The following is a 19915-nucleotide window of genomic DNA, read 5'->3' on the forward strand; positions in this document are numbered from 1 at the left end:
TTACACACGGACACTTTCTAGTTCTGCGATGGATACTGTACGATTTTCCTTCCAGGACAAACGTGCAGCCAAGGCCAGCATTTCTGCTTTTAATCCGTCTTCTCCGCAGCAGCATAGCTCTTTTCCATCCAGAATACTCGCTGCGAAATCCTGGATTTCTTCAATATAAGCCTCCTTATAACGATCAAGAAAGAAATACTTAGGGTGATCCAGTACAATAGAGTCTTTAGTTGAAATTCGCACATTTGTAGTAGATTCATTTTCAGCAGACACGAGTCCTTTATCACCAAATACCTCAATTCGCTGATCATACCCGTAAACGGCTTGCCGGCTGTTATCGATCACCGCTAGTGAGCCATCTTCAAATGTTAAGGTAATTATGGCTGTATCGATATCATCGTTTTTGCTGAACCTTTCATCCAAAAGGTTGGCCGCTTTAACAGAAACTTGAGCTACTTCACTTTTTGAAAGATAACGTACCATGTCAAAATCATGGATCGTCATGTCCATAAACATGCCTCCGGATCGCTTAATATACTCTTCAGGGGGAGCTTCCGGATCCCTGGAACTAATTTTCACCACATGAGGGCTCCCGATTTTTCCATCTTGGACTGCCTCATAAACCTTTCGGAAATGTTTATCAAATCTACGATTAAACCCAACCTGGAACTTAACGCCTGCTTCTTCGGCGACCTTGAGAGCTTCTCTTGTCTCCTCAATATCAAAGCTGATCGGCTTCTCACAGAAGATGTGCTTGCCGGCTCTAGCGGCATCTTTGATATAGCAAGCATGAGTATCCGTCGAAGAACAAATAAATAGAGCATCTATTTCAGGATCTTGAATTAATTCTTGTGCATTAGTCGTAATAACGGGAACCTCTTTTTCATACCTCGTCCCCTTTAAATGGTCCGTATGAATATCCGAAATCGCTTTCAATTGATAACGGCTGGAATTTAAAATATTGTCTGCATGCAGCTGGCCGATTCGACCTGCCCCAATAATTCCTGTAGTAATTTTACTCATAATAGAAATCTCCTCTCTTCCTTACACTGTATCTCTTTTCAACACATTGGCTTGTTCTCGATTCATAGCGTCTGATTCTAGTTTCTTATGGGTGCGGCGCCAGAACCAATAAACTCCTATAAATAGAACAGCGGTTCCAAGCATAAACACTAGGGACATTGGCGAATAGTTACTGGCCGATGCATCAGCTACTCCTATTGGGGAGAAAAACGCATAGACGCCGATCATTAATGCTAAAGTTAAAATAGAGAATGCTTTCGCATGTTTCCATGGCGTGAGATCCACTTTTTTAGAATCATAAAGTTCATAAGCTGTAGCTCTTGGCGCTAATCGGCCGACAATTGTCATAACTAAAATGTTAAGCGGGAATAACACAGATAGAATGTATAAGAAATTAATATGGCCTAAGACCACTTTAGATAATGTGTAGAACACGATGTGAACCAGTATCATAATTTTCGGTGCACTGGCTGGGATCCGTTTACTAAAGAAACCAACGACAACCATTGCGATGATTGGCACATTATAGAAACCAAACATTTCCTGCAGATAGTAGTAAAGGCCAGACGGCGCAAAAATAATGAACGGTGCCACGATTACAGCTATTGCCGCAAGACATACAGCAAAAATACGGCCAACTTTTACAAGCTCACGTTCTTTTGCTTTAGGTTTAAAAATAGGACGGTAAATATCTAATGTAAACAGGGTAATCGAACTGTTTAATGCACCGTTAAATGAGCTTAAGATCGCTCCAAATAAGACGGCAGCCAGAAAACCAGATAATGCTAGTGGAAGTACATCAATAACTAGTGTGGGATAAGCCATATCGGCATTGCTTACTCTGTCTCCATATAATAAATAAGCGATGATCCCAGGCAGTACTAGAAAAAAAGCACCAAATATTTTAAAGAAGCCTGCATATAATACACCTTTTTGCCCTTCAGCAAGGTTCTTCGCGCCAAGAGTTCTCTGAATAATGGCCTGGTTGGTACACCAGTAGAAAAGGTTATTAAAAAGCAGCCCTGTTAAAAGAATCGTCCACGGTACGGAAGATTGGTGGTCTCCAATTGCATTTAATTTAGCCGGGTTCGCATGCAGCAGCTTGTCTACTCCATCGACAATATTCCCTCCCCCAAGCGCAACCAAGGCCAAAATAGGAATCATGAATCCACCAATGACCAAACCGATCCCATTAATCGTGTCACTCATCGCACAGGCCTTAAGTCCGCCAAATATAACGTAACAGCAGCCAATAATCCCAATCGCGGCCGCAATAAGAGTTACCGTCATTACCGGACTCGTTCCACTAATAGAAGATAATGAGAAAATACTATCAAGCACTAACGCCCCGGAATACAAAACGGTAGGCAAATAAGCAACAGCATATCCTAATAAAAATAGGACAGACACAATTTGTCTCGTTCTTAAATCATAGCGCTGTTCTAAAAAGTCAGGAATCGTTGAAATCCCAGCTTTTAAGTAACGCGGCAAAAAGACAAAAGCCATAAAGATTAATGCAATAGGAGAAGTAACCTCCCATGCCATAACAACCATAGACTCACCAAAGCCCTGGCCATTTAACCCAACCATCTGCTCTGTTGAGAGGTTCGTTAAAATTAATGATCCAGCAATAACAATCCCTGTTAAACTACGTCCCCCGAGAAAATATCCATCGGAGCTCGTTAAATCCGTTCCTCTCGTTTTATACCAGGAGAACCATGCAACAAAAATTGTATACGCCAGAAATGAAGCGAGGATTACCCAGATCATAAAATAATTCCCTCCAATTATTAGTTATGTAAAAAACTCATCAAGGAAACGCTTACAAAGACTCTTAAAAAAATATACTTCTAAGGTTAAAGTCACTCAACATTTAAGGTAAGCGCTTAACCAATGAATAAAATAAAAACATGCTGTCTTTCATTATGAAAATGAGTAACTGACATGTAACTTAGCTTAATAACAGTTGATTTTTTGTTTTACTAGTTTTTCCTCCTTATCTGTTTTTAGTTCATTTTGAAGAAAGCGCTTAACTTGTTTTTCAGTATAAGAGAAGTAAAATAAGAAATCAATGGTTTTGTGAAAATTTTTAGAAAAGTCAAATGTTCTGTTTGGACTTAACACATTACAAATCCACGTATAGTGAGGGATTTACTAACCCATCTTCTCATAAAAAAATTTTACTGAATTTACTATATATCTTCTAAATTAAGGAGAAACTTTGGGGGTAGAATAAAAGCTTAAAAATTTCCATTGGTCTCTAAAGTCATTTAGGTCTTAAACTGATACTTTTTCAAATCCTCCTTAATTCATTAGTTCCATTAATTATTGTATAATTAGAAAAGGTTAAATACTTCCAAATACAAAGGAGAAACACATAATGAAGCCGAAAATTCAAGACGTTGCAAAAGCGGCTGGCGTCTCTCCAACTACAGTATCGCGTGTTTTAAATAATCGAGGGTACATTAGCGAAGAGATGAAAAAGAAAGTTTATACAGCCATGGAGCAAATCAATTATATTCCTAATGATCTAGCTCGTTCTTTATATAACAAAAGATCCTATATAATTGGCTTAATTGTACCTACTACAAAGAATCCCTTTTTTGGAGAGTTAACAGCTGATATAGAAAACTATTGCTCAGAACAGGGATATAAAGCTCTTATTTGTAATAGCCTGAACAATGCTGATAAAGAAAAGCAGTACTGGGAGATGCTGCGAAGAAATCAAGTGGACGGTGTGATTGTCTGTACATATAATAGAGGTCTTTTAGACTACGACCAGCATAATCTGCCAACTGTAGCGATCGACCACTATTTATCGAAAGACATCCCTGTTGTAGGGTCTAATAACTACCAGGGCGGACAATTAGCTGTTCAAGAATTGCTGGATGCCGGATGCAAAAAAATTATTCACTTAAATGGACCTGGGGAATTGCAGACTCCTGCCAACTTGCGCAGAAAGGCTTACGAAGACGTAATGGAGAATAACGGGCTTCCTCATATTACTTATGAGATTCCAGAAGAGTTTATCGAAGGCAAAGAAAAAACAAAAGTCATTAAAAGAATGTTTGATGAACATCCTGATTTAGAAGGCGTTTTTGCTAGTGATGATATGATCGCGTTAACAGTGATAAGGGAAGCGGAGAAAAGAAAAATTTCAATTCCAGAGCAGCTTAAAGTTATAGGTTATGATGGCACTGAAACCATCCGTACCATTTTTCCTGCTCTCTCTACTCTTCGTCAGCCTATTACCTCTATTGCCGAATCAGCAGTTTCGCTTCTTATCCAGCAAATGGACGGGACAAAACCTATCAGCAAAGATGAAATCAGGCATGATGTTATCCTCCATAAAGGGAAGACCATTTAAAAAAGACCAAATGCCGGTTTCTTTAAGAAATTAGCATTTGGTCTTTCTAATTAATCGATGACTTTTTTTAATGTCCACGTCTGGATTTCTTCAATTAAAACTTCTGTACTTTCAGTAAAAACGTTGATTCCCATGCTTTTTGGGTCTGGATAAATTCGTTGAGTGATCCATGTCTCTCCATCAGTTGTGCACACTTCTAGTGAACACGTGTCTACAAAAATTCGAAGGGAAAGATTGTTCTCTACATCGACCTTTGCTTTTCGAATACTCTTATGAGACTTTTCACCGGATAAGGTAGTATCGACAATTAATTCTTTTGTTTTAACATTTAAATAAATCTCTGTTCTTTCCGTTCCATCCGCGGAAGTTCGCAGCTGCAAGCCTGCCCGCCCTGAAGAATTAGCTTCCGTCAGATTAAAATTAATCATTATTTCATAACTATGCTGCAACGTCTCCTGCAGATTAATATCAACTAATTCATTAGAAGATAAGTGTAATGGTTCATAGGATGTATGATTTTCTCGAAGATCTTCGATTTCAGCTACAGGTAATAACTTAACTTTTTGATCGTCTCTTAATACGACTTGTCGCGGGATAGTCATAGCTCCTGCCCATCCTTCGTCTTTCGTAGGAAAGTCTGTTTTCCACGTATCCATCCAGGCGATTAGTATACGTCTTCCTCTTTCATCCTCGAAAGTTTGAGCCGCGTAAAAATCGTCTCCCTCGTCAATCTCTTTGACAGATTCAGGAATGAACTTTCCTTTTTCATAATCCATCTCTCCGACCATAATTATATTTTTCCCATCCGTCATATTCATAGGGGAAACGACGAGCATATGCTTATCTCCAATTGGAAACAGGTCCGGACACTCCCACATGTCTCCTTGAGCAGCGTCTCCATTTAAAGCTACACCCATATAAGTCCATTCCAATAAGTCTTTTGATTTGTATAAAGGAATAGCACCATTGCCGTTTATACTAGAGCCTACGACCATGTACCAAGAGCCGTTATGCTTCCAAACTTTTGGATCACGAAAGTCTTCAGTCAACCCTTCCGGCGGACTTTTTATGACTGGGTTTTTCTCAGCCTTATTGAAATGCACACCATCCTTTGAAAAAGCGGCAGCCTGTACCTCTTTAGGCGATTTTCCTATCACATGGCCTGTGTAAATAAGTGCAATCTCATCTCCATTTGATACAGCACTTCCTGAAAAACATCCGATATCCTCATTTCCTTCTTCATAGTCATACTCTTCTGAAGGAGCCAATGCTACAGACTCATGCTGCCAGTTGATAAGATCCGAACTTGTTGCGTGACCCCAGTGCATCGGCCCCCAGTCTACACTGTAGGGATGATGTTGATAAAACAAATGGTAAAGGCCATTGTGCTGGATAAGTCCATTGGGATCATTTATCCAGTTAGCAGGTGCCATAAAGTGATAATTCAAACGATACTGCGCCTGATCCAAACCTTTCTTTTCTTCTTCTATTGCTTCCATGGCACGGTCAATTTGTTTACTATGTTTAACGTTGGTAATCGTCATAGCTGAATTCCCTCCAATAAATAAATGCTGGCAAATGATTCTTATTTTGAGCCTGTCCCTGTGTTGCCAAGCCCCTGAAGTAAATACTTTTGAGCGACAATATAAACAATAATCAGCGGTATCGTTGATATGGTTAAGATGGCCATGATCTGGTTTGTAAACACAGGCTCTGTAGAGTTAATATTTGTAATCGCTACTTGCAGCGGAAACTTTTCACCATCGGTTAAAATCATCAGCGGCCAGATATAGTCATTCCAGCTCGCAATAAAGGAAAGAGTTCCAACTGTAGCAATGGCTGGTTTGGACATCGGCATCATAATACGCCAAAAGATACTCCAATTGCCTGCTCCCTCTAATTTCGCTGACTCTATAACCGAGTTAGGGACAGCGATAAAGAAGTTTCTAAACAGATAGATGAAGAAGGCATTGGCTATTAATGGTAACACGACCGCTAAACGGCTATTCACTAATCCAAGGTTATGAATAATTGTGAATTGAGTAATGATAATGGTTTCTACAGGTACAATTAACATCGCCAGCAGCAAACTAAATAAAAGATTTTTACCGAAAAAACTAAATTTAGCGAATGCATAGCCGGCCATTCCATTAATGACGATAGATCCAATCGTCACAATCGCAGCATACAAAACGCTGTTAAACAAATAGTTTAAAATATCAAATCGTTCGAATAACTGTATGTAAGAATCCAGCCATTCAGCCAAATAAAAAGAAGGAAGCAAAGCTTGAAAACTGTTCAAATCTTGATAAATGCTCTCTTCTGGTTTTAATGAAGATGACACCATCCAGATCAAAGGAAAAATAAAAAAGAAAGCCAGCAATGTCAGCAATACATACTTGACTGTTTTGGTTAATCCTTTCATTTAAATTTCCTCCTTTGCCAGTTTTCTCTGCAAGAAACTTACAATAGCTATTAACAAGCCAAACACTACGGTCATCGCACTTGAGTAACCTACTAAACGATCGGTGAAGCCGGTTTGATAAATATAGTAAATCGGTGTCATCGTTGAGTTTAATGGCCCCCCCTGGGTCATAATCATCGGCTGAATGATTAATTTAAAGGCGGCGATTAATGTAGTAAAAATGATTAAAGTTGTGGTAGGTCTTAAGAGCGGCAGCGTAATATGAAGAAAGCTCTGCCACTTATTTGCTCCATCGATTTTAGCAGCTTCGTATACTTCCCGTGATATGTTTTGCAAGCCGGCTAAGAAAATCAGCATTTGGTACCCCGCCCCCTGCCAGGCAGACACGAAGACAATTGCGAAAATGGCCTGATTAGGACTTGTTAAAAAAGGCTGGGCGTCAATTCCAATCCCCTGCAGGAACGAGTTAATCAAACCATCAGATGGATTTAACAAATAAAGCCACAAAACAGAAATGACAACTAACGACATGACAACTGGAGAAAAGAAAGCTACTTTTAAAAATAAGCTGCCTTTTCTATTGTTATTATTAATTAAAAGAGCCAGTCCAAGCGCTGCTCCTACCTGAACAACAATGATACACACTACAAAAATCGTGATATTTTGTAAGCTTTTAATGAATACTGGATCACTGAACAACTGTACAAAATTACTGAACCCTACAAATTGACGCTGGTCGGGTGTAAGCAAATAGTAATCAGTGAACGCATAATAGATCGTTAATAAAGAAGGCAGAAATAAGAATGTACCTAATAAAAGTAAAGCTGGAAGCAAGAAATAAAAAGGCTGGAAATGAAACTTAACCGAATTTAGACTAAAGGTTTTCCTTCTGGTATAACCCGCCGTATTATTAGAAACATCCATTATTTATTCCTCCTATCTATCGCTGTCTGCATCTCCTGCGCTTTTTCATCAAGCAATTCCTTTAACTCTGCTTTACTTTCATAAAAAGAAAGGCCTGTAATTGTCTGCTGAAAAGCCCGTGTCACTTGAGGATACGCCGGGATCACAGGCCGGGCTTTTCCTGAAGCTTTATTTTGTTCAATTAATGTATTCATCTGTGGAGATACTTCATCTTCTAAATCTTCAGCCGCTGAGTATCTCGCGGGCAGCACACTGTTTCCAAGACTCATATCGACCATGGCTTCTGTACTTGTCATAAAATCAATAAGGGCTCCTGAAGCTTCTTTATTTCTGGCACTGGTAGACATCGCATACTGCCAGCTTCCAGTCGGTGAAACTAACTCGTTTGTTTCAGGGGAAGTTGGATATGGCATAATGCCATAATCTATATCCTGATAGTTGGTTTCCATCTGCTGAATAGACCAGGAGCCGCTCATCATCATCGGATATTTTCCTGTCTCAAATCCATTTTCTGAAGGCGATATCGTTGTGTAATTCTTATTTTGCATTTCCTGTATGAACGACATTGCCGCTAAGCCATCTTCATTGTTAAAGTAGCCTTCTGCTTTTTCTCCATTATTTGAAACGACTTGGCCCCCTTGAGACCAGAGAAAAGGAGTAAAAGCGTACATCAGCCATTCACTTTTATCATCCAGCCCCATATCAATAGCAGGTTCATTAAAGGTATCTTTAAGCTTAGCGGATAATTCCATAAATTGATTCCAGTCCCATGGCTCTTCGATCGTTGGTAAAGTCTCTAAATCTATTCCAGCTTCCTTGAACATATCTTTGTTGTAATAGATTCCTACTCCGGATTCGGAGTAACCTACCGCGTAGAGCTTTTCATCGTATGTACCCTGATCAACGATACTAGGCAGAAGATCTTCCTTGTCAGAAATGTACTGACCAACAGGTGCAATAATTTCAGCCTCTGCGTATGCCGCCGTATTCGGCCCATCAAGTGTCAGTACATCCGGCAGCGTCTCCGTTGAAACAGCTGCATTCACTTTGTCTTCATAACCACCTCCGCCTCCGCCGCGTGGTATGAACTCAATATTGGCTTCATACCTTCCTTCGAATTTCTCGTTAAATTGCTGGACGGTGTCATACATGACCTGTCCCTCGGGACTTTCTTTAGAAGTCTGAACCCATACCTCCACCATTTGTTCGCCATCTACAACACTTGCCGCCTGTTCGTTACATGCTGTAAGTAATATTGAAGAAACAAAGATAACGGCTAAAAATACACCTCTCATTAACTCATCCTCCTTTTGGAAACGATTTCTTTGTTTGGATTGTACTCCTGATTTGTTAGTATGTCAACCGGATGACATATAAATATTTATAAGCTTTTTCCCTAAAAGGTTTAAGAGCACAAATAAAAAACAGTCCGCTATTAGCGAACTGCTGAAATTTTCATTTCATAACAAAGTTACTATTTAGAGTGCTTTCTTTCCTTAATCCCCAGGGTTTATCGACCAATCGTGCACCTTTATTAGTTTTCAATAAAATCGGAAAGTTTCCTCTAGCATATTCAGCTAATGAGATAGAACCAGTTGGTATTTCTACTTGGACATCCACGGTGACAGGTAATTGATTAAATCTAGAAAGTAATTCAATTGCTGTATCAACTGAAAAGGGTTCTTTCGAAAAAATAATAATATCTAAATCACTAGTCTCCTTCACTGTAGGATTCCCACTTACTAATTCAAATCCCACACTTCCTCCAGGCCCCCACAATAGCTTAAACTTCCCCACTATTTCATCAACTAAATCCAATGCCTGAACAGCAGGCATTGGATGATTTTGTGCTTTATTTTTCCACTCTTTCATTTGCAGGATAGTGGGTGGAGAAAAATGTTTTAAAATATCACTTGAGTCGATATAAGCTCCAAAACGCTCACTCCGTTCTTTCCCACGCACCCCAACAGGTATTTTTCCATCAATTCTTGGAGCACGACGCACAACAACTACTGGGGTTTCATGCAAAGAAGTATTCACCCAGTCGGGAACAGGAGAACACAACAAGAATTCTGTGTTTCTTTTTATTTCTAAAAGGTCATGAGGATTTATTACCATTGGTTTGCTAACCTTTCTCTAACTTCGATAGAGGCCCATCGATTACTCTTGGCTTCTTTCGATTCTAAACGGTTCCTTAAATCAAGAGTTCCTGATCGTGCATCTAGGATGGCTTCTAGCAAATGCTCTTCTATTTTTTTAATATCTTTACGATTTGGATAAGCAGCACCTACCCCATCTATTAGAGCATGAAGCGCACCTAATTCAGCGAAAGATGTCACATCATACGCCATTGCTGGTGTTTTCTTCGTAGCTTCTTCAAGTTCTTGTATAGTACGCCGGGTAATTCGAGCAGCAGATTGTTTGGACATTACATGAACGTTTACACCTTCATCATTTAGGGCTAGTATACGATTCGCCTGTAGCCCGTGGGTAAGGAATCCGCCAGAAATCGCATGACCTACGATCAATGTGATGACTGGGTGTCCTGCCCGGCGTGCTTTGGCATAGGCATCAACAGCTGCTGCGCCTGCCTGATGTAAACCAAAAAACTCTTCTTTATATCCATATGCTTGGCTCGGTACGTCAACAACAGCAACTATGGCCCTTGGTTTTCCACCTTTATCTTGTTCCATTGCTTCCCTTACATAGTGAGCAATTGCCCATCCTTCTTCTAACCCTACTTCTCCATGCCGAGCACGTGGAAAGCGGCTGTTCTCATTTGGAACAACAGAGATAAAACGGATAGGTTCATCGTTTATTTTCTTATCTGCACTAAGTACTGAGGCTACAGTTTCATTTTCCGATTCGCCCGCTAAAGATGAAAACCATGTCCTTCCCCTGCTTTCATAACTCGATTCTTCTTTCTTCTTATCATCTAAATCTTTTTCAGTAGTGCCGTTCCAATAATTTCTTATGTCTTGCGAGTTTTTAGGTTGTAAGGGGTCGATGGTTTGTAAGCGGGCACGGTATAGATCAACTAACTCACTTCGAGAAGCAGAAGCGGTCTTTTGCTGGATGTCTTTTTGAACCGTTTCTTTAATAGAATCGATATCATCGTCCACTAAGTAATCGACAAATCCCATCGAGTAACGCTGCTCACCTCCAATTGTATTCCATATCAGCCTTCGATTTTGAGAATCAAATTCTTTAATTCCAGCTTCTTGCTCGATCACTTCTGGTCCATTCAATGTGAGTCTGCCTTCTTTAGTCATAATAAGAGAACTACACAACCCTGCGGTTAAGGACATCCCGCCGAAACAGCCGATTTTCCCCGGGATAACTCCAATTACTGACGTGTATTCCCGTAATGCTGAGATGGCCGCAGCAATTTCAGCTATAGCCAGAAGTCCATAATTGGCTTCTTGCAGTCTCACTCCACCGGTATCATATATAATGATGGCCTGTGTGTGAATGCCATTCTGATTATCACGCAGCGCTAATTCTAGAGCACCCGCAATTTTCGCACCCGAAACTTCTCCAATTCCTCCTCCTTGAAAGCTCCCTTCTATTGATATAATCACTGCTGGTTTTTGATTAAATTCTCCCTGAGCGATGACTACACCGTCATCACTTTGTGGCACGATATCTTGACGTTCTAAATGGGGAGATTCAAAACCTTCGAATGGATCAAGCAGTTCGCGAAATGTCTTATCGTCTAATAATGATTTTGCTTTATCACGAGCCGTTAATTCTACAAAACTTACTTTAAGAGCTTTCACGTCCACTCACCTCCAAAGCTTGAGCCAGCCTCAAGGAAACTACTCCAGGAGTTGCCCCAAAGTCGTTCACTTGTATATTGGCCTGCGCTTCATATTGTTTACAAAACCGCTCAATCACCTTTTCCCAAGTATCATTAAACCCTGTCATCCCCGTTCTTACTTGCACTTGAATCCTAGGCTCTTCTGAAGGAGTCACAAGCACTTCTAAATCCCCAGACCCTACAACTCCGACGTGTGCTCTCTGAGCTATTGACTTATCAGCAGGATATTCAAAAAACATAGTTTCCAATGTAATCCTCCTTTATATTGTGGCCATCTTTTTTTCAATAATATTTTGATCGTTTCTTAACTGATCTAAGTATAAGACAGCCGCTAATAGATCGGCACTTCCACCTGGAGAGGCATTATGCTTTAACAGAGTTTGATTTAGTTCTTCCAATTTACTCCACCCTTCAGATGTCGATACCCCTCCACACTGTAAAACTTGCTGCGCTTTCTCCTGAATCAGGTACAAGACTGCTAAGCCACCTCGATGAATAATACATGTATCATCTAAGCAGGCAATAAGATTAACTAGAGTGTCTAATCGTGCATAATCTTCTGAAATTCCTTTTTTTCTTGATTGATAGAGCATCGGCAGTGCAACATTTATAATACGGGGAAAACCAGATACAGCTTCTCCTCTAGCTCCCTTCACTCCAAATTTTTTGTGAATTTCAGAACCGTGACTGGAAATAAGGGGAGCACGACGATCATTATAGCGAGAGATAATAGAAGCGGTTTCCACAATTTGAGGCACAGCCTCTCCAGGTTTGTTGACTGCGGTGCCTGAAGTAAGAAGCCCTAACACCCATATAGCTCCTTTGTGTGTGTTAACCCCTTTCGTTGCTTCCATCATTACCTTCTCACCTTCACGTCCGATCTCAGCAATTTCTTCACGAAGCTCTTGGCTGGGCTTTCTATTATAGGAAACTTCAGCTATTTGACTAAAAGTTTCCCTTAAAGAATGGGCTGACTTCACCATCATTGCAAAGCTCATATCAAGATGTGCTCCTTGGTCTCCTGGATCCACAAGCCCTGGTTTTGGTGTAAGCTCCGCTTCTTGAATAAGAGAATCTACAGCCCAATTACTAAGGACTTTTTTGCACTCTTTAGCGCTGCTCCAAGTCATAACGCTTCCCTCCTCCTACCAGCTTTGAAATTTTTCAGGTGGCTGATAGAGTCCTCCTGACCACTCAACTAGTTCTTCCACATTTTTAGCTGCAAGCAAAGAACGATTAGCTTCAGAACGGCGCACTCCCAGATCTTCAGGAAAAGCTACAATTCCTTTTTGACGAAGTTTGGCTGTACTCTTTGGTGAATAATTTATCCCTACTGGAGTTACTCCTGCTATGGCAGCTAGAGCTTCTCGTCTTTCTTCTAAACTATTAGCTTTATACAAATAGGCGACACCCTCTTCTGTAACCACATGAGTCACATCATCTCCATAAATCATAATTGGAGCTGTGGCGAGGTTCGCTTCATTTTTCACGTCAATTGCATCTAAGGATTCAACAAAAACAGGAGTATTCCCTGTTTGATGTGTTTCAACTACTTGTACTACTAGCTTTTTCCCCCGTGCTAACGGATCATCAGAGTTTATCATGTTCAACCAAGCAGGTGTAGAGTGTCTTCGTCCACCAGGGTCATGCCCCATATTTGGTGCCCCTCCAAATCCTGCAAGCCTCCCCTTTGTAACCGTTGATGAATTGCCAAAGGCATCTATTTGTAAACTAGAGCCTACAAATAAGTCAACCGCATATTGTCCGGCCAATTGAGAAAGCGTACGATTTGAACGGAGGCTGCCATCCCTACCAGTAAAGAATACATCCGGTCTCTGAGAAGTATAATTTTCCATACCTACCTCGCCGCCAAAACAATGAATACTCTCTACCCATCCTGATTCGATAGCAGGTATCATAGTAGGGTGGGGATTTAAAGCCCAATGCTTACATATCTTCCCTTTTAAACCTAAGGATTCACCATAAGTAGGAAGTAACAGTTCAATAGCCGCTGTGTTATACCCAACTCCATGGTTAAGAGATTGAACTTGATGCTTTTCATAGATTCCACGTATTGTCATCATGGCTAGTAGAATCTGTATGTCTGTAATATGTCGCGGATCCCTTGTGAAAAGCGGTTCTAATTGATAAGGCTCATCAGCTTCGACTACGAAATCAACCCATGATCCTGGAACGTCTACTCTAGGCAGTTCCTCCGTAATTTCATTAACTTGAGCGATAACAATACCATCACGAAAAGCTGCGGCTTCCACAAGAGTGGGAGTTTCTTCAGTATTTGCACCTGTATATAAGTTACCTTCACTATCTGCTTTATCAGCGGCTACTAAAGCCACAGAAGGAATTAAGTCTACAAAAAGCCGGCCGTATAATTCGATATATGTGTGTATCTCCCCCATAGTAAGTTCCTTATCTTCAATCATTTGGGCAATTCGAAGGCTTTGAGGTCCCGCGAATGCAAAATCAACTTTATCTGCTACACCAGATTCAAAAATATCCAGATGTTCTGGTCTGGAAATACTCGACATGATCATATGTAAGTTATGGACCTTATCAGAATTCACCTGGGAAAGTGCTTGAGAAAGAAAAGAAGCCTGTTTCTGATTATTCCCCTCTAAAACCACTCGATCACTGGGAGCAATAACCTCTTCTAAAACTTCAACGATTTTTTCTGTAGGTATGATTCTTCCTTCTGTAATCTTACTTACTTGATCTATTCGTTTCTTTTTAGCATCCCGTCTTATCGTCCAGCTTCTTCTCGATCGTTGTGTTTGGGTATTGATCGTCATACCCATCCTCTCCCTTCCATTTCATGATTTATTTGTGCGGTGAACAAGGATAGCAGCTGTTTTCACTCCGTTGTCCGAGATGGAAAGCCCTCTTGCTGTAGGAAAAGAATTGTTTACCAATCCTGTAAGGACATTACCCGGAGCCATCTCTACGAATAATCGAACGCCAAGCTCGTATAGCAGAGATGTAGCTTCATGCCATTTAACAGATTGGGATACGTTCCAAGCTAAATCTCGTTTTATAGCTTCTCCAGTTTTTAATATCCTCCCCCTTCGGTTTCCTGCAAAAGGAATCACAGGGTCTCTAAATGAAATCTTCTCTAGCTCTGCTTCAAGGTTTAAAGATACTTCACGAAGCAACGAACAATGAGATGGTACACTTACATCCAAAAGTTCAGCCCTTTGAGCATGATTTTCTAGTGCCAATTTTGTAAACTTCTCTAAATCTATGAGGGACCCCGATATTGTCATTTGGCGGGGACAATTAATATTAGCCAAGTAAACGGAGTTCTCTTTATTAGAATAGAGATCTATTAACTTACTAACCTGAGATTCACTTAAACCTAACACGACCGCCATTCCATAACCTATTGGAAATGCTCTCTCCATCAGCTCTCCTCGCTTATGGACTATACGAACCGCATCTTTAAAGTCCAAGGCTTGTGAGATAACCGCAGCGCCAAAAGCACCTACAGAGTGACCTGCTACAAAGCTTGGAAAAGATTGTTCTTTTTGTAACAGTCGTGCTGAAGCAACACCAGAGACGAGTAAACATACTTGAGCAGCAACTGTGGATTTTAATTTTTCAGGTTCATCCCATAAGGAAACGCTTTCATTTAACTCATCACTTGCTTCTTCTAGCGTCTTAATAACCTCAGGATCATCCGGTAAATTGTGTAACATTCGTGGTTGTTGCGAACCTTGACCTGGAAAAAGAAATGCTGTAGACATCATGTCCTCCTCTCCTGTTTAAGCCACTTCAGTCGTCAGTCGACCAAATAAACAAAAAAGAAAAAGGGGTAATCACCCTTCTTTCTCTTTATATTGAATTTTATTTTGATTATTAAAAAGCTGCTTTTGAATACTGGAGATTACATCATGATTATGCTGCTGTAAGACACCTGCCGCTTCTTCTACCTTGTTCTTATTTAGAAGATCAACTAGAGTAAAATGTTCTCTCACTGACTTCTCAATGTTTCCTTCTGATGCAAAGGAAATATTTTGGACCCTAAGTAAAGGCAGCTCTAAGCGAGAGTACATTTTCATAATCGTTTCACTTTTACTCATTTCAATTAAGCACAAGTGAAAGGCATGGTTTAACTGAGTGTATAATTTTATATCTTTCTCAGAGCCCATCTCTTGATAAAGTGTCTCCATCTTATTTAGAACTTTCTGCTCTATCCCTAATTCTTTTATTCTTTTCATCGCAAGGGATTCAAGCATAATTCTTATTTCAAGCAAATCATAAATTTCGTTTTCTGTATGTTCTTTAACAATGGCCCCTCTTCTAGGAATCCTTTCTACTAAACCTTCAATTGTAAGTAGATATATAGCTTCACGAACGGGGGCACGACTTGTTCCGTACTCAGTTGCATAGACATTCTCAACAATTTTTTCACCAGGTTTTAATTCCCCGGTAATAATTTGCTCTGTAATATGTTCAGCAATTTGATTAGATAACGCATTATGGTTAAGAGTGGATCGGCTCACAGTAAACCTCCTTAGCAAAAACTATATTGTCGACTGTCGATTAAATTGTACACCAAATAAGTTAATCATTCAATATTTTTAGAAAATTTAAAAAAAGGTTTGCATTTCTATTCATATTTATCTATGATGAGGAATATGAAACGGTCGACAGTTGATTATCGGCTAAAATGTAAACGCTTTCTAAAGAGGAGGGATAATCTTAACACTGTTTTTCACCATGGCATACTTCCATAAACACAGTCTAACTTCCTATGATTGTTTCTTTTCTTCTGCTGTTTGTTTTAGTCTTTTCCAGATCATGTACCCCTTACTGTTGTTGGAGTCAGGAACACGAAGGATAAAAAACAAAATGAGGTGAATGAATTGGTTATTTACGGAGTGGCACTGTTAGCAATTTGTATGTTGCTTGGTGTTGTGTTAGGAGAGTTCTTAGGATTAGCTATTGGAATTGAAGCCAATGTCGGTGGCGTTGGTATTGCTATGTTAATTCTCGTGTTATTGATCGATTATTTAAAGAAAAATAATAAATTAAATATTAAATCTCAGGAAGGAATGGCCTTTTGGGGGGCTATGTATATTCCAATTGTAATTGCTATGGCTGCAAAGCAAAATGTGGTAGCTGCTCTTGATGGCGGCCCTTTAGCGTTGACAGCTGGACTCATTGTCGTTATCGTCAGCTGGGCAATGGTCCCAGTGCTAAGTAAAATCGGTAAAGGTAAATCAACACTTTCTAATGAAGAGCTAGGAGGGGCTGGCAATGTTCGAAATATTAAGTAACACATTTTCCGAAAATGGACTAATAGTTTCTTTTGCCGTGGTTGGTGTCACTATCTATTTATCATATTTCCTTTCCGATAAACTTACCCGAGGAAGAATACACGGGTCTGCAATCGCCATAATTCTGGGACTTGTGCTCGCTTATATTGGCGGGATAAGTACTGGCGGTGAACAAGGGTTGGCAGATATCGGGATTTTCACAGGTATCGGACTCATGGGCGGGGGTATGCTGAGAGATTTTGCTATTGTTGCCACCGCTTTTGGAGCTAATCTGGATGAAATAAAAAAGGCTGGATTGCCAGGTGTTATCTCACTATTTGCAGGAGTAGTTGTATCATTCTTTATTGGAGTAATTATCGCCTTTATGTTTGGGTACACCGATGCAGTAAGCTTAACTACAATCGGAGCTGGAACAGCGACGTACATAGTAGGTCCCGTGACTGGTACTGCTCTTGGGGCGAGTTCAGAAGTAATAGCATTAAGTATTGCAGCCGGATTGATTAAATCTATACTAACGATGATCGGTACACCCTTCATTGCGAAGTACATTGGTTTAAACAACCCAAGATCAGCTATTGTTTACGGTGGTCTAATGGGCACCACAAGCGGAGTAGCTGGTGGACTAGCAGCTACTGATCCAAAACTAGTTCCTTATGGAGCTATGACCGCAACTTTTTATACAGGACTGGGATGTCTGATGGCTCCGTCCGTCTTGTTCTTAATAACGAGAACCATCTTTGGATAACTCTTATCTAAGGATTGTTTAGACTTAATAATAAAAAGGCGCTTCTAATCATGCGCCTTTTTATTAAGTCATATTATTTTGTCCATTTTCTTAAAAAGCACAAGTAAAAAACCGCTGTACTTTCATATAATGCAGCATCATTCTCGCATGACGCCCCTCTGGAGTGTAAGGGTTTTGAAGTGATGCCAGTCTGTGCATAAATTGTTCGTCGCAGGCACAATAATTTCCTGTTCTTAAGTAACATTCGTCATGTTGTTTGCATGCCGCATCTACTGCATTTATGGGAGCACCTGGCCCGCTGCAGCCCGGACCGCACCAGTTGTATCCTGGGAACACACAAAACCTTGGTTTAAAACCTCTTCTATAATAATCGCCGCGATTCGCCATTCACTTCTCACCTCCCCGCCTTAAGGTCTGTCTGCTGTATTATATGTCCTCAATGGCAGGGAGGTGTGGCCGTTAGCCTCTTGATTTAACTTGATTTCGCAGTACGCCGATGCCGCCTACTTCTGCTTCAACGACATCCCCAGGTGACAGCGGCCCGACTCCTGAGGGCGTTCCTGTATAAATAACATCGCCTGGCTGTAATGTCATAACTTCTGTTACTTTCGCAACGAGTTCGGCAATATCGTGAATGAGATCATTCGTATTCGACTGCTGCTTCACTTCACCGTTTAATTTCAACTTAATCGGTGTATTGTTCGGATCGAGTTCTGTTTCTATGACAGGACCGAGCGGCTTAAACGTTGGAAAAGACTTTGCACGCGTAAATTGCCCGTCCTTTTTCTGCAAGTTACGGTCGGATACGTCATTTCCAACCGTGTATCCGAAGATATAAAAGTACGCTTCCTCTTTCGTTACGTTCTTCGCTTCTTTTCCAATGACGATCACGAGCTCAGCCTCGTAATCTATGCGATGATCCAGCGCCGGCAGCTCGATGTCAGTATTATGTGCGACAACCGCGCTTGGTGAAGCCATGAACATCATCGGTTCTTCCGGAATCGGTTTTCCTGTCTCTTCAGCGTGCAGCTCATAATTTAAGCCAATCCCTATGACCTGCCCCGGATCGACAGGTGTAAGAACTTCCACTTCATTTAAGCTGAATTCCGTGGAAAGCGGGCGGGTTTCACCGTTTATGTAATCACCTTCAAGCTGGGTGATGGAATTTCCTTTTAAAACTCCATAATAGATTTCTTCATCTTTACGAAAACGAATGTATTTCACTAGCAGCTCTCCTCCTTCTTGTTCTCTGAACTATTTCGATATATCTGCAAGGAATCCTTTTTTAAAAACAATCCAGCTATTAAAAAAAGCTATCCTGCCTTACTAGCAGGATAGCTTCCCTTTAAACACCCTTTTCATGAGCGGCCGCTCCCGCAGGTAAAAGCGAAAGGTCACTAAATATGGAAGGGTTCATCTAGCTAAATACGTCTGTGAATAAACGTAAAAAGGTATGAAAAGACCACTCATAAAGAGTTTTAAACGTCTAGTTGCTCGAGCTTTCCAGAGCCCAGGTCAAACAAGTATCCAGCAACTTCGGTATTACCGCCATATTCTTTATATACCGGATGGTTTTTCATTTGCTCCACTTGTGCTTTGACATTGGCTTTTACAAGTTCTTGTAAGTCATTATCTGCAGAATACCCTTGGCTGCTGAATCCTTCTTTAATGCCTTTTATCCAGCCTTTTAAATGAGGTTCTTCATTTCCTCCCTGAGCAGCGGCTACTCCCCCGCATCCTGTATGGCCTTTAATTATAATCTTTTTCACTTTAAGGTGAACCAGAGCATAATAAAGACTTGCAGCCAGGCTGTCATCATCTTTTCTCACCTGGTTGGCGATGTTTCGGTGGACAAACATCGTTCCAAGCGGAGAATTAGAAATTACGGAAGGACTGACACGGGAATCACTGCAGGATATCACGAAATAATCTGGAGACTGTCCGGCCTGTAAATCTTCAAAATAAGCAGGATCCTGCTCTAAAATTTTGCTGGAAAATAATTGGTTGCCTTCGACTAGGCGATCAGAACACATAGCATCTACCCCCTTAGTTTTGTAAAGCTTGCTGTAATGTGAGAAATTCCATTTTTCCTTTATACTTTTCCTTCCAACCTGCTCTGTGCATTAAATCTCGCACCGGCCCTTTTATTTGAGCCAGGTAAAAGTCGATTCCTGCTTCTTTATAATTATCAATTAATCTTTCAAGTTCGTCAATTGCAACAGCGTCAATTCTAAAAATGAGTGTATCTTCAAATAGACGGGCTTATTTGTAATCAATTAAATCAGCAAGACTGTTTAGTCAATTTTTAATATCTACC

General features: G+C 40.5%; 20 protein-coding genes. 3 read left to right on the plus strand and 17 right to left on the minus strand.

What is annotated here, in order from left to right; translation table 11 throughout:
- Both iolG and HUS26_RS12885 read right to left on the minus strand, forming a co-directional pair.
- On the minus strand, positions 1 to 1023 hold the full coding sequence (gene iolG, locus HUS26_RS12880; RefSeq protein ID WP_173917537.1) for an inositol 2-dehydrogenase: 1023 nt from the start codon (positions 1021 to 1023) through the stop codon (positions 1 to 3).
- A 21-nt stretch (positions 1024 to 1044) separates the two neighbouring features.
- Positions 1045 to 2793, minus strand: a complete 1749-nt coding sequence (locus HUS26_RS12885) for a solute:sodium symporter family transporter (protein WP_173917538.1) — start codon at positions 2791 to 2793, stop codon at positions 1045 to 1047.
- 610 nt (positions 2794 to 3403) lie between these two features.
- On the opposite strand from HUS26_RS12885, the gene HUS26_RS12890 reads away from it, so the two are divergent.
- Complete coding sequence (locus tag HUS26_RS12890) at positions 3404 to 4390, plus strand: LacI family DNA-binding transcriptional regulator (RefSeq protein WP_173917539.1); 987 nt, start codon at positions 3404 to 3406, stop codon at positions 4388 to 4390.
- Positions 4391 to 4440: 50 nt separating this feature from the next.
- Here the strand turns inward: HUS26_RS12890 and HUS26_RS12895 are convergent, their stop codons facing one another.
- From HUS26_RS12895 to HUS26_RS12945, 11 genes are all read right to left on the minus strand, one after another.
- Positions 4441 to 5934, minus strand: coding sequence for a glycoside hydrolase family 32 protein (locus tag HUS26_RS12895; RefSeq protein ID WP_173917540.1), 1494 nt, complete (start codon positions 5932 to 5934; stop codon positions 4441 to 4443).
- A gap of 41 nt (positions 5935 to 5975) precedes the next feature.
- Positions 5976 to 6815: a carbohydrate ABC transporter permease gene (locus tag HUS26_RS12900; protein WP_173917541.1), complete on the minus strand. Its 840-nt coding sequence runs from the start codon at positions 6813 to 6815 to the stop codon at positions 5976 to 5978.
- Positions 6816 to 7739 carry a carbohydrate ABC transporter permease gene (locus HUS26_RS12905; protein WP_173917542.1) on the minus strand — a complete coding sequence of 308 codons (924 nt, stop codon included), beginning with the start codon at positions 7737 to 7739 and terminating at the stop codon, positions 6816 to 6818.
- A complete protein-coding gene (locus tag HUS26_RS12910) occupies positions 7739 to 9034 on the minus strand; it encodes an ABC transporter substrate-binding protein (RefSeq protein WP_173917543.1) in 1296 nt (431 codons plus the stop codon). The genes HUS26_RS12905 and HUS26_RS12910 overlap by 1 nt, the downstream gene beginning before the upstream one ends.
- Before the next feature lie 160 nt (positions 9035 to 9194).
- Positions 9195 to 9857 carry a malonate decarboxylase holo-ACP synthase gene (locus tag HUS26_RS12915; RefSeq protein WP_173917544.1) on the minus strand — a complete coding sequence of 221 codons (663 nt, stop codon included), beginning with the start codon at positions 9855 to 9857 and terminating at the stop codon, positions 9195 to 9197.
- Positions 9851 to 11518, minus strand: coding sequence for a biotin-independent malonate decarboxylase subunit beta (locus HUS26_RS12920; RefSeq protein ID WP_173917545.1), 1668 nt, complete (start codon positions 11516 to 11518; stop codon positions 9851 to 9853). Before HUS26_RS12920 ends, HUS26_RS12915 begins: the two co-directional genes overlap by 7 nt.
- Positions 11505 to 11807, minus strand: coding sequence for a malonate decarboxylase subunit delta (locus HUS26_RS12925; protein WP_173917546.1), 303 nt, complete (start codon positions 11805 to 11807; stop codon positions 11505 to 11507). Before HUS26_RS12925 ends, HUS26_RS12920 begins: the two co-directional genes overlap by 14 nt.
- Before the next feature lie 12 nt (positions 11808 to 11819).
- Positions 11820 to 12689 carry a triphosphoribosyl-dephospho-CoA synthase gene (locus HUS26_RS12930; protein WP_173917547.1) on the minus strand — a complete coding sequence of 290 codons (870 nt, stop codon included), beginning with the start codon at positions 12687 to 12689 and terminating at the stop codon, positions 11820 to 11822.
- 15 nt (positions 12690 to 12704) lie between these two features.
- Positions 12705 to 14366, minus strand: coding sequence for a malonate decarboxylase subunit alpha (mdcA, locus tag HUS26_RS12935; protein WP_173917548.1), 1662 nt, complete (start codon positions 14364 to 14366; stop codon positions 12705 to 12707).
- 21 nt (positions 14367 to 14387) lie between these two features.
- Positions 14388 to 15317, minus strand: a complete 930-nt coding sequence (locus HUS26_RS12940) for an ACP S-malonyltransferase (protein ID WP_173917549.1) — start codon at positions 15315 to 15317, stop codon at positions 14388 to 14390.
- A 72-nt stretch (positions 15318 to 15389) separates the two neighbouring features.
- Complete coding sequence (locus HUS26_RS12945) at positions 15390 to 16076, minus strand: GntR family transcriptional regulator (protein ID WP_173917550.1); 687 nt, start codon at positions 16074 to 16076, stop codon at positions 15390 to 15392.
- A 363-nt stretch (positions 16077 to 16439) separates the two neighbouring features.
- On the opposite strand from HUS26_RS12945, the gene madL reads away from it, so the two are divergent.
- Both madL and madM read left to right on the plus strand, forming a co-directional pair.
- Positions 16440 to 16853, plus strand: a complete 414-nt coding sequence (madL, locus tag HUS26_RS12950) for a malonate transporter subunit MadL (RefSeq protein WP_173917551.1) — start codon at positions 16440 to 16442, stop codon at positions 16851 to 16853.
- Positions 16834 to 17598, plus strand: a complete 765-nt coding sequence (gene madM, locus HUS26_RS12955) for a malonate transporter subunit MadM (RefSeq protein ID WP_173917552.1) — start codon at positions 16834 to 16836, stop codon at positions 17596 to 17598. Before madL ends, madM begins: the two co-directional genes overlap by 20 nt.
- A 90-nt stretch (positions 17599 to 17688) precedes the next feature.
- Here madM and HUS26_RS12960 read toward each other — a convergent pair whose 3' ends face one another.
- The 4 genes from HUS26_RS12960 to HUS26_RS20270 all read right to left on the minus strand — a co-directional run bounded on the left by HUS26_RS12960 (position 17689) and on the right by HUS26_RS20270 (position 19836).
- Positions 17689 to 17985: a phospholipase gene (locus HUS26_RS12960; RefSeq protein ID WP_173917553.1), complete on the minus strand. Its 297-nt coding sequence runs from the start codon at positions 17983 to 17985 to the stop codon at positions 17689 to 17691.
- Positions 17986 to 18057: 72 nt separating this feature from the next.
- Complete coding sequence (locus HUS26_RS12965) at positions 18058 to 18822, minus strand: fumarylacetoacetate hydrolase family protein (protein WP_173917554.1); 765 nt, start codon at positions 18820 to 18822, stop codon at positions 18058 to 18060.
- Positions 18823 to 19076: 254 nt separating this feature from the next.
- A complete protein-coding gene (locus HUS26_RS12970) occupies positions 19077 to 19631 on the minus strand; it encodes a carbonic anhydrase (protein ID WP_173917555.1) in 555 nt (184 codons plus the stop codon).
- A 13-nt stretch (positions 19632 to 19644) separates the two neighbouring features.
- A complete protein-coding gene (locus HUS26_RS20270) occupies positions 19645 to 19836 on the minus strand; it encodes a sodium-independent anion transporter (RefSeq protein ID WP_173918843.1) in 192 nt (63 codons plus the stop codon).
- Positions 19837 to 19915 lie beyond the last annotated feature (79 nt).

The organism is Halobacillus sp. Marseille-Q1614 (assembly GCF_902809865.1).
Lineage (GTDB): Bacteria > Bacillota > Bacilli > Bacillales > Halobacillaceae > Halobacillus_A.

Excerpts from the sequence above, each read along its gene's own strand:
- HUS26_RS12895 (WP_173917540.1), bottom strand. The coding sequence starts at position 5,934 with ATGACGATTACCAACGTTAAACATAGTAAACAAATTGACCGTGCCATG.
- HUS26_RS12885 (WP_173917538.1), bottom strand. The coding sequence starts at position 2,793 with ATGATCTGGGTAATCCTCGCTTCATTTCTGGCGTATACAATTTTTGTT.
- madM (WP_173917552.1), top strand. The coding sequence starts at position 16,834 with ATGTTCGAAATATTAAGTAACACATTTTCCGAAAATGGACTAATAGTT.
- HUS26_RS12910 (WP_173917543.1), bottom strand. The coding sequence starts at position 9,034 with ATGAGAGGTGTATTTTTAGCCGTTATCTTTGTTTCTTCAATATTACTT.
- HUS26_RS12930 (WP_173917547.1), bottom strand. The coding sequence starts at position 12,689 with ATGACTTGGAGCAGCGCTAAAGAGTGCAAAAAAGTCCTTAGTAATTGG.
- HUS26_RS12915 (WP_173917544.1), bottom strand. The coding sequence starts at position 9,857 with ATGGTAATAAATCCTCATGACCTTTTAGAAATAAAAAGAAACACAGAA.
- HUS26_RS12905 (WP_173917542.1), bottom strand. The coding sequence starts at position 7,739 with ATGGATGTTTCTAATAATACGGCGGGTTATACCAGAAGGAAAACCTTT.
- iolG (WP_173917537.1), bottom strand. The coding sequence starts at position 1,023 with ATGAGTAAAATTACTACAGGAATTATTGGGGCAGGTCGAATCGGCCAG.
- HUS26_RS12970 (WP_173917555.1), bottom strand. The coding sequence starts at position 19,631 with ATGTGTTCTGATCGCCTAGTCGAAGGCAACCAATTATTTTCCAGCAAA.
- HUS26_RS12890 (WP_173917539.1), top strand. The coding sequence starts at position 3,404 with ATGAAGCCGAAAATTCAAGACGTTGCAAAAGCGGCTGGCGTCTCTCCA.
- HUS26_RS12960 (WP_173917553.1), bottom strand. The coding sequence starts at position 17,985 with ATGGCGAATCGCGGCGATTATTATAGAAGAGGTTTTAAACCAAGGTTT.
- HUS26_RS12900 (WP_173917541.1), bottom strand. The coding sequence starts at position 6,815 with ATGAAAGGATTAACCAAAACAGTCAAGTATGTATTGCTGACATTGCTG.
- mdcA (WP_173917548.1), bottom strand. The coding sequence starts at position 14,366 with ATGACGATCAATACCCAAACACAACGATCGAGAAGAAGCTGGACGATA.
- HUS26_RS12940 (WP_173917549.1), bottom strand. The coding sequence starts at position 15,317 with ATGTCTACAGCATTTCTTTTTCCAGGTCAAGGTTCGCAACAACCACGA.